The organism is Nostoc sp., from assembly GCF_036917615.1.
GTDB lineage: Bacteria > Cyanobacteriota > Cyanobacteriia > Cyanobacteriales > Nostocaceae > Nostoc.
This window is the reverse complement of record NZ_JBALCZ010000011.1, coordinates 217,236-226,498: the sequence shown is the minus strand read 5'-3', so window position 1 is coordinate 226,498 and position 9,263 is coordinate 217,236. Positions and strand designations below refer to the sequence as shown.

Sequence of the window (9,263 nt, the reverse complement as noted above, 5' to 3'; positions counted from 1 at the left end):
GTAAGCTAAGAACATCGGGAGCCGTGTACACGGAAACGGGTACGCACGGATCTAACTGAGAGGTGCGGGGAATAATATCCCCCATCGACTCAACCTTAATAGTGTTGGGATGGTAGAGCGGAGCCGGAGAGGCTACGCCAAGGTGAGGTACAGATAGATTATCGTAGGGGCACAACATATTGTGCCCCTACCCGTGTACTTCATTTAGCTGCAATACGCTGTATTTGAGGATTTAAACAAGAGTAAACGCTAAAAAGGTTGATTTTACGTTGATTAAAATAAACGAACAGGTTTTTTTTGTAGTTGAGAACTAATTGAGCTTATCCGATCGACCACAGAAATCATGTATTTGTAATCTGGTACTTGTCCATTGGGTACATACCCCACTTCTTCAGCTAAACCTGAAGGCGAATCACTCATCACTTTGCGGATGAACTCCTGACGGTTACGTTCTACATTAGGCCCAATCAAGACCACACCTAATGGTACATAGTGAGGGTCTTTAAATAGTACGCGGAATTCGCTTGAACCCAACTCTGAACCGTAGAGACTCAATTCAGCCTCCGAGACAGCACAGGCGATCGCTTTTCCTAGAACTACCAATTCCAGGGCGGCTTTGGGTGTGGGTGCAAACACTATGTCAGCCAGTGTTGTACCAAAAAGATTGTAAAGTGGAAAATAATATCCTGTTGCTGAACCTAACTGACCTAAAGCCACTGTTTGACCTTGTAGCTGTTTCAACTCGGTTATCGGATTGTCTTTGCGAACAACGAAAATTGAACGCAAATTATTAATACCTATTAAAGGAAATAGGGGAACATATTGGTAGCGGGCGATCGCAATAGCCGCTAAACCCGGTGGAGCAAATACCAATGACCAAGCACGAGCCTCAAGGCGCTCAACTGCTCTATTTTCATTAAAAACAGGCTCTAGCTGAATATATGCATTTGTCTTTTCACCCAAGTAACTATTAAATTTAGCATATTGGTTAATTATCTGTTCGCCTCCACCATAGTTAATAACGCCAACAGTTAAAGTGCCCTCAAACTCCTTTTGTGATTGGCAGGCAGCAAATGTAAAACCCAACAGATGAAACAGAAATAAACGACGGGGGAATCGCAAAAACATCACTAATTATGGTTAAGAAACTAACTTGGCTTTCAGGACTAATTTAGATAACTTTGACTACTGCCTAAATAGGTAATCTTTCAGCAAAAAATTAATATTTATTTAAATATTGTTGATATACTTTATAACAGGTAGAAATCAATATAAGACAAACTCAGATACCACCTTCATTATTTAGATTATGTTAAACAACATTACATTAAAAAACTTAAAAATAGGTGCTAAATTTAACTTACTTTTAATATTAGTTTTCATAGTCAGTATTGTGGGAAGTGGCGTTGCCTTATCCAGTGTACTTGAAGGGAGAGCGCAAAATGAAGTAACTTCTCAAGCACAGCTTCTCATCAAAATGGTGAACGCAGTTAGAAACTATACACAAAATCGGATAGATCCCCTATTAGAACCTAGACTAGAAACTAACCCAACGTTCATACCTGAAGTAATACCAACTTTTTCCTCTAAAGAGGTTTTTGAGAATTTTCGTAAAAACCCTGAATTTAAAAACTTTTTTCATAAAGACGCAACCCTTAATCCTAGTAATTTAGCGGATAAAGCTGATAATTTTGAAACTCAACTTGTAGAGCGTTTTCGCAACGAACCCAAGACTCTAGAAATTACAGGCTTTCGTAACTTGCCAGAAGGCGAAGTATTTTACATCGCGCTACCACTAAAAATTACACAAGAGAAATGCTTACGATGTCATTCTACACCAGAGCGGGCTCCTAAGAGTCAGTTGGCAACTTATGGCTCGGAAAATGGTTTTGGCTGGCAACTCAATCAGATTGTTTCTGCCCAAATAATCTCTGTTCCTTCTCAAGATATTTTTGCCAATGCCAAACGGAATTGGACGTTGATAATGGGACTTATAGTTACCATTTTTGCGCTCGTAGTTATCTTAATTAACTTCTTAATCAAAAAATATGTGATTCAGCGTATCAGAAGAATAGAGAAAATCGCCCAAAAAGTTAGCATTGGTGATATGAGCGCTGATTTTGAAGAAAGCTCTAATGATGAAATTGGTGGGTTAGCAGAAGCATTTAATCGGATGAAAGCTAGCTTAAAAATAGCTATGGAGATGCTGAATCACCAGAGCTAAAACTATTTTGGATTTTAGACTTCGGCTTACCTCGACTTCTCTGCGAGACGCTGCGCGTAGCTTGCTTCCCCGGAGGGGTACGCTCGATACAAATCGCTCATTCAAACGATTTTGGATTTGAGATTAGGAATCAGTTAGCGCCAAAAACCTCCAATTATCTTTAACCCAAGCCTGTTACATCATAAGTGAAAAATTCAATAAAGTAGGCGTTGCTGAAATTGCAAAGCTTTTTGAGGTTCGGGAATTTGTGATGCTAAAACTTTCACAAATTCTGCACGAGAAATTTGTCCAGAAGACCTAACAGCTTTTTGGACTAAGAACGTAGCTATTGGGCCAATTAAATCAGCCAATTCCCGCTCACACTGATGCACAAAGCTGTCGCTGATTACTTGAGGCTCTTGACTTGGTAAATTATTTGACTTAATTTCAGACTTAGTAGAAAGTTCCTGTCGGAGAGTAGGTTTCTCTAATAGAAACATTGTTTTCTTCTTAAAATCAATTTGTTGATTTCCTCGAAGATGAAGACCCAATTGATTAATTAATTCTTCGGGGTTGGGTGCTGATGCTGCAACTTGCTGTAGTAATCTTGAGGCAAGGGGGCCGACAAATTCCAAAAGAATCGTTTCCAAGCGGCTGTAATTTTCTGGAGACAGAATAAAAGCATGCGGATACCCAATTGAGTTTTGTTGAGAAAGTGAGGTTTGAGGCGGTTGTGTAAAAAATTGTGATTGAGGTAATTGTGCTTCTACTTGAGTATCAAAATGCTTAAGCACCTGTAGAACTTCAGTCGCAGACTGATAGCGCTGTTTAAAGTGGTGTAGCACCATCTTAGATAGCACAGATGCCAACTCAGAACTGACGTTAGCCTGATGCTGCCAAGAAATTTCTCCTGTATTTGGGTCTTCCTCAAAGTTTATAGGATGTAACCCCGTCAGCGATTGAATAGCAATAATGCCCAAGGAATAAATATCGCTGTTGGGGCGGGGCTTACCTTGCCCCTGTTCTGTAGACATATATCCTGGGGTGCCAATGATAATAGTAGCCCCCATGTGCCCTGCAACTGTAAGCAGTTGAGTTTGGACTTGTTTAACTGCACCAAAGTCAATCAGCACAAACTTGCCGTCTTGTTGCCGCCTGATTATATTGTCTGGCTTGATATCTCGATGGATAACGTTGTGACTGTGAATAAATTGCAGAATACCCAACACCTGTTGGAGCAGTTGAATTACTTTCTCTTCTGTCCAAGGTTGATTGGGGAACAGTTCCGCTTTCAGAGTATGCCCTTCAATCAACTCTTGCACTAAGAAGAACTCTTGGTTGTCTTCAAAATAGGCTAAAAGTCGAGGAATCTGGTCATGGTTACCCAGTTGTTCTAGTGTTTCTGCCTCACTGGTAAATAGCCGTCTAGCAGTTTCGAGAAGTTTAGGGCTACGAATAACGGGCTTAAGGTGTTTGACAACACATTTCGGGAAACCTGGCCGATGGGTATCTTGGGCTATATAGGTTTGACCAAAGCCACCTCCACCTAAGACCTGGAGGACTTGGTAACGTCCGTCTAATAATTGTCCTAACATTATGTCACTTGCCTAAGTCCTCAAATTAATCTTGGTACAACTACCAGCTTTGGGCTGGCTAGCGATACATGCATTAGGTTGATCCAACCTCAACGTCTTTATTGTAGAACTGTCCTCAATAGAGCGATGCCTTCTCTGCCAGACGCTCTTGCTAGCTTGCTTCTCCGTAGAAGTACGGCGGGCTACGCCTACGCTAAGACAATCAAAGATGTTTGCACAACGGTGGTCTGATATTTCTTAAAACTAATCTGATAGACTAGCTTAAATTTGAAATTATAAAAGCTGGTAGCTCAGGGCTGATAACTAACTATGAGTGAAGCCTTATTCTGTATCGAAAATCTGCGAGTTGCCTATCCTGGGCGGAGTGGAGAAGAAGCAAGCTGGGCGGTTGATGATGTATCTTTCAGCTTGCAACCAGGCCAAAGAATGGGATTGGTGGGAGAATCGGGTTGTGGTAAGTCAACTATCGGACGGGCAGTAATGCGTTTACTACCAGCCTCTAGTCGGGTTGAGGGAGGGGTGACATTTCAAGGAAAGTCGGTGTTTGACTTGATGCCTAACCAGTTGCGGAAGTTTCGGGGAGAGGCGATCGCATTAGTTTTTCAAGATCCCATGACACGCCTCGATCCGCTGATGACGATTGGTAAGCATTGTATCGAAACCCTTCAGGCGCACTCACCAGAATTATCAACACGCCAAGCCAAAGAAAAAGCACTTGCTACCTTGGCAAAGGTGAATATTCCAGCTAGTCGCTGGAATCAGTATCCTCATGAGTTTAGTGGTGGAATGCGCCAACGGGTAGCGATGGCCTTAGCTTTACTTCTTAGCCCCAAGTTGATTGTTGCCGATGAACCCACCACCAGTTTAGATGTGACTATCGCTGCACAGATATTGCAAGAATTAACTCGCCTGTGCAGTGAAGAAAACATGGGATTGCTGCTGATTTCTCACGATTTAGCAATGGTGGCTGAGTATTGCGATCGCATTGGCGTTATGTATAACGGCAAGATGGTGGAAATGGGTTCTACAGAAACTGTATTTAGACACCCTCAACATGAATACACGCGATCGCTCTTAAAAGCAGCTTTACATATTCAAGCAGTAAAAGATAATGGAGAATTGATAATTGCCAATGACGCAGAAAAGCAATTACCGATTATTAATCATAAATCCCCAATTTTGAGTCTTACAGAACTCAAGCAATACTACACCATAGAACCTAACTTTATCGAACGACTGTTTAACACACAAGAGCAGACAATTAAAGCAGTAGATGGGATCAACCTGGATCTTTATTCAGGAGAAATTCTCGGCTTAGTCGGAGAATCAGGTTGTGGTAAAAGTACGCTATCACGAACAATCTTGCAACTAATTCGTCCCACTAGTGGCAAAGTTGAGTTTTTAGGACAAGATTTAACTAAATTGTCGCGTCAAGAAATTCGCTCCTCACGGCGGCAAATACAAATGGTCTTTCAAGACCCTCATGCTTGTCTCAATCCAGCGATGACAGTAGGACAAAGTATTGCTGATCCTTTATTTATCCACAATCTTGCCGATCCCGTTAAGGCAAAAGAACAGGTTTTGTCGATGCTAGAGAAAGTTGGGTTAACACCGCCAAAAGTGTATTATGAGCGTTATCCATCAGATTTGTCTGGTGGACAACAGCAACGAGTTGCGATCGCTCGTGCTTTGATTACTCACCCGAAACTTTTGATCTGCGATGAACCAGTGAGTATGTTAGACGCCAGCGTCCAGTCGCAAGTGCTGGATTTAATGTTGCAATTAAAGGAAGAGTTTGATTTAACTTATCTGTTTATCACTCATGACCTTTGGTTAGCGAGGTTTTTGTGCGATCGGATTGCCGTGATGAATAGCGGTAAAATTGTCGAACTCGGTCTGACAAAAAATATTTTTGCTAATCCTCAGCACCCTTATACCAAAACCTTACTAGCTGCTGCTCCGTTACTAGCACGGGCGTGATATCATGTTCGCTAACACAACCAAGCAAGTAATAAATACTGCTTAATTGTCATGACTCGTAACCGCTGATTTACTTATATTGAATCTGCTGGAGTCTCTAGGATTTATCGTCATAACTCCTCTAATTATTGAAATACGTTGTTGTTGAATCCACGTTAAACCTGTGGTCGATTACCTTTTATAACACTAGCAATGAAAGCATAGCTTTTGCACATCAAACGACTTAATCTAGCGAAAAATTAGTTAATTAGCAGGTAAATAAGTATATGGAATTAAAAACACAAAACTGGAAAAATTTCACAGCAAACCATTTGTGCGACTGGCACGGTATTTGGACAAGATATTCCCCCCAAGGAGAAGTTACCGAGTCGTTTCGTAGTCTAAGAAGCTTTCAGAGCAATCCACAGCAGACAGAAATAGCTCACACTAATCACTATATGTATGCTGATGGCACAATCAAGGAAGAAAGTTGGGAATATAACTTGGAGTCTAATAGCTTAGTTGATGGGGTTTTTCACCCCGAAAGTCAGTGGATGAGGGGGTTATTTTTTGAATCAGGTCATGCTGCTTGGGTAACAATGCAGTTAAAAATTGACTCCTTTTTTGCTATTGAATTATTTTTTAAGGACGAGGAACTACGACATAGTGTCGGTATTGTTTACGATCAGCAAGGAGCTTTGTTCCGAACGGCGAACATTCGTGAAGATGTTACAGGTTTCCCTAGTAAACACTGGTCTAAAGAAATAGAACAGGTATCTGAGAGAAATCTGAGTGGCAATTGGCAAGGAACCTCCGTCACCATTACCCCTGATTTAAAGATTTCTGAGCCTGTACCAACTCAACTACACCCTAGTTGGGAAGAACAAAATACCTTCTTTTTACCTGACGGAGTTTCTATCAGTTGTCCAGATAAAGTGAGTGTTGGTACTCCTTTTATTCTGGCAGCGAATTGGCTGGTGACAGACTCCAAATTGCAACAATTGAGCGTCAAGTATGACGAGTCTGGCGCTTTTGCTGGACTGATCCTGGAACTCCTGCACATTTGATGCAAAGAATTGGTGGGCTTTGCCAATATTGCCAATTAAAAAATGAACTGCGAATTAGGGACTTCCAAGGAATAAATTACTCAAAAAAAATCAAGAGTTCACATTTAAGCAATTCTGAACTTTTCAAGGCAGACATCGCCTTTGCTAAACTAAATCTCTGGTTTAGGAATGATTTTAGAAATGCTATCGCTTTATACTATTTATTTTCTAATTTTAGAAATGCGATCGCACTTTTCTCTTAACTGGGTTTATCAGACTCAAACGGATTCCACAATCTCACTTGTGTAATCCAACGGAAATCATCTGTATTTCTTGTTATCAAAGTTAGTCCATAAACCAAAGCAGTGCCGGCAATAATTGCATCACCTAAAGTCATTCGTTTTTGTTGTCGCAGAATTACCGCTTGATTTAAAACATCTTGAGAGATTGGTAGAACCTGAGCAACTTGAAAAAAATCCTCAAAATACTGACGTTGTTCCTCTTTAAGCAGATGATAGCCTAACACTTCCAAATAACTGAGCGCTGATACCGCAGGTGCATATTCAGCAATTAACTCTCTCAATTTGGCGTTTTCTGATTGAGCAGAATATATTATAATATTGCTATCGAGCAGCACGTTTTATCGTCCCGGAAGTGAACGGTCTTGACGAGTTTCTTGCTGCCAAATAACTGGATCAACATCAGTCAAAGTTTGACTCACAGCAAGTTTTTCTAATATTTCAGCCATTCTTCGTCCCCGTGCTTGTTTATCTATGACTGATTCATTTTCCAGCAATGTAACATGAACTGGGATTTGTTGCTCTCCTAACGTAGGTACATCATCAATCCACTCTAAACGACTTCCTTTCAACCAAGCTCTGAATGTTTTTAGCATTATTTCGCTCTCTACTTTCTATCTATCTTGGCATCGCTCTCAAAACTACAATATACAATAAGCGATCGCCAGATTCTCTATGTTTATGTGCGTAAGGGTAGCTCATCAAAAATATCATTAGCATCTGCGTTTTTATACAGATTACACTGGCATCATTTGCGGGACTGAATCAGGGGATGCTGGCTCAAAATGTAATACCATAATTTGCTCTGGGCGTAAACCGACAGATTCGTATGTGCGCCCATTGCGATCGCTAAATTCAACCTCAAATGCAGCACCATCAGCTAATAATTCAACTACTGTGCCAACTTGACCACGGTACAAGTTGTATTCAGGTAAATCAATTGTCAGTGCTACTACATCCAGCAACTCAATTCTACTTTTATTCATCTTGTATAACTTCCAGATATTACACAGGATAGCAGGTTGTTAATCTTGGGACATCAGAACCTTCTTCAATAATCCAAGCACTGCGAATAGTTGCACTTTTATTTTGCCATTTGAGTGTGAAATCTAGTATGTAACGTTGTCCAAATTCATCACGTCGTCCCAAACTAACTTCTTGAGTCGTAACTGCTTCTAAAAGAATCTGGCGCAATTCTTCAGCGTTTTCATCCTTCATACCCAGACTTGCTGAAAAGAGACGGGCTTTATGTTTGCCTTCATCATGCTCTGGATTGAGGCAGTAGTCACGCAGTTTACGAATATCAACGACTGCATTTTCTGCATTTGGGATTAGATTGGGTAAATTAGACATAATTTTTATTTTTAGAGTAGGTATAGATTTTAGGGAATATAAACATGGAAAATGCCTGTGCAAATTAAGTTTTACAGCCAAGGGGCTATTTGGGCTTAAAATACACAGGCACTTCAATTTTATTTACTTGCTATATATTATACACTTAATTCATAGCAAGGGTATATTTATTGAATTTTATTCAACTTTTTCAACTTACTTAATGCTATTCTTTACCGCCGCCAAAAAGTTTGTATATCCCGTATCCAATAGCTGCCGCAGCAGCAACAGGTGCAGCAGCAACTATGGCAGTACCGGCGATCGCACCTCCCCCAACAACACCACCGATACCTGCAAGGGTACTCATAATTGCAGCACCAGAAGCACCAGCAGCTACTGTTACAGCACCAGCACCAGCTACACCAGCAGCAGCCCCAATATTTGTAGCTGTTCTTGCAGCTGCACGAGCTTCACGTTCTTCCTCAGACAAATCCGGTTGGTCTTTGAACAAAGTTTCATTCATTATTTTTGCTCCAGCATAAGCTGGGCCTGCTGCCAATACAGCAGGAGCAGCCGCCATACCACCACCAACCACACCACCTGCCGCAGCTAGACCGGAAGTAATTCCTGCTCCTGAAGTTGCCGCAACAGATAACCCTGTAGCAGCGCTGACAGCAGCGCCTGCGGCTGCACCAGTCTCTACAACTGCTCGTACCGTCTTTACGTCTTTATCCAAACTCATAAATCAATTTTTCCTAATCAGGTAAGCAATACAATATCACTGTGACATAATTATTACTAATTTTATAGTAGTATTAGCACTAGTTAT

At 41.0% G+C, this 9,263-nt stretch carries 10 protein-coding genes; 3 read left to right on the top strand and 7 right to left on the bottom strand.

Translation table 11 applies throughout. From position 1 onward, the window contains the following. Nucleotides 1-273: 273 nt before the first annotated feature. Nucleotides 274-1,128, bottom strand: coding sequence for a phosphate/phosphite/phosphonate ABC transporter substrate-binding protein (locus V7K85_RS02490; RefSeq protein WP_334811082.1), 855 nt, complete (start codon nucleotides 1,126-1,128; stop codon nucleotides 274-276). A gap of 181 nt (nucleotides 1,129-1,309) precedes the next feature. On the opposite strand from V7K85_RS02490, the gene V7K85_RS02485 reads away from it, so the two are divergent. After that, nucleotides 1,310-2,224 carry a Tll0287-like domain-containing protein gene (locus V7K85_RS02485; RefSeq protein ID WP_334811081.1) on the top strand — a complete coding sequence of 305 codons (915 nt, stop codon included), beginning with the start codon at nucleotides 1,310-1,312 and terminating at the stop codon, nucleotides 2,222-2,224. A 194-nt stretch (nucleotides 2,225-2,418) separates the two neighbouring features. On the opposite strand, the gene V7K85_RS02480 is transcribed toward V7K85_RS02485, so the two are convergent. Then, nucleotides 2,419-3,798, bottom strand: coding sequence for a serine/threonine-protein kinase (locus V7K85_RS02480; RefSeq protein ID WP_334811080.1), 1,380 nt, complete (start codon nucleotides 3,796-3,798; stop codon nucleotides 2,419-2,421). Between the two features lie 309 nt (nucleotides 3,799-4,107). Here V7K85_RS02480 and V7K85_RS02475 point away from each other — a divergent pair, with 309 nt between their 5' ends. Next, the gene (locus tag V7K85_RS02475) at nucleotides 4,108-5,778 is read left to right on the top strand and encodes an ABC transporter ATP-binding protein (protein ID WP_334811079.1); all 1,671 of its coding nucleotides are present in this window, start codon (nucleotides 4,108-4,110) and stop codon (nucleotides 5,776-5,778) included. 266 nt (nucleotides 5,779-6,044) lie between these two features. Beyond that, nucleotides 6,045-6,824 (top strand): DUF3598 family protein, encoded by a 780-nt coding sequence (locus V7K85_RS02470; protein ID WP_334811078.1) that lies wholly within the window; start codon nucleotides 6,045-6,047, stop codon nucleotides 6,822-6,824. 238 nt (nucleotides 6,825-7,062) lie between these two features. On the opposite strand, the gene V7K85_RS02465 is transcribed toward V7K85_RS02470, so the two are convergent. From V7K85_RS02465 to V7K85_RS02445, 5 genes are all read right to left on the bottom strand, one after another. Next, nucleotides 7,063-7,440, bottom strand: coding sequence for a type II toxin-antitoxin system VapC family toxin (locus V7K85_RS02465; RefSeq protein ID WP_334811077.1), 378 nt, complete (start codon nucleotides 7,438-7,440; stop codon nucleotides 7,063-7,065). 3 nt (nucleotides 7,441-7,443) lie between these two features. Beyond that, nucleotides 7,444-7,698, bottom strand: a complete 255-nt coding sequence (locus V7K85_RS02460) for a hypothetical protein (protein ID WP_334811076.1) — start codon at nucleotides 7,696-7,698, stop codon at nucleotides 7,444-7,446. Nucleotides 7,699-7,839: 141 nt separating this feature from the next. Further along, complete coding sequence (locus V7K85_RS02455) at nucleotides 7,840-8,088, bottom strand: DUF4926 domain-containing protein (RefSeq protein WP_334811075.1); 249 nt, start codon at nucleotides 8,086-8,088, stop codon at nucleotides 7,840-7,842. A 19-nt stretch (nucleotides 8,089-8,107) separates the two neighbouring features. Next, a complete protein-coding gene (locus V7K85_RS02450) occupies nucleotides 8,108-8,455 on the bottom strand; it encodes a DUF6883 domain-containing protein (protein ID WP_334811074.1) in 348 nt (115 codons plus the stop codon). A gap of 205 nt (nucleotides 8,456-8,660) precedes the next feature. After that, the gene (locus V7K85_RS02445) at nucleotides 8,661-9,176 is read right to left on the bottom strand and encodes a hypothetical protein (protein WP_334811073.1); all 516 of its coding nucleotides are present in this window, start codon (nucleotides 9,174-9,176) and stop codon (nucleotides 8,661-8,663) included. Nucleotides 9,177-9,263: the final 87 nt, after the last annotated feature.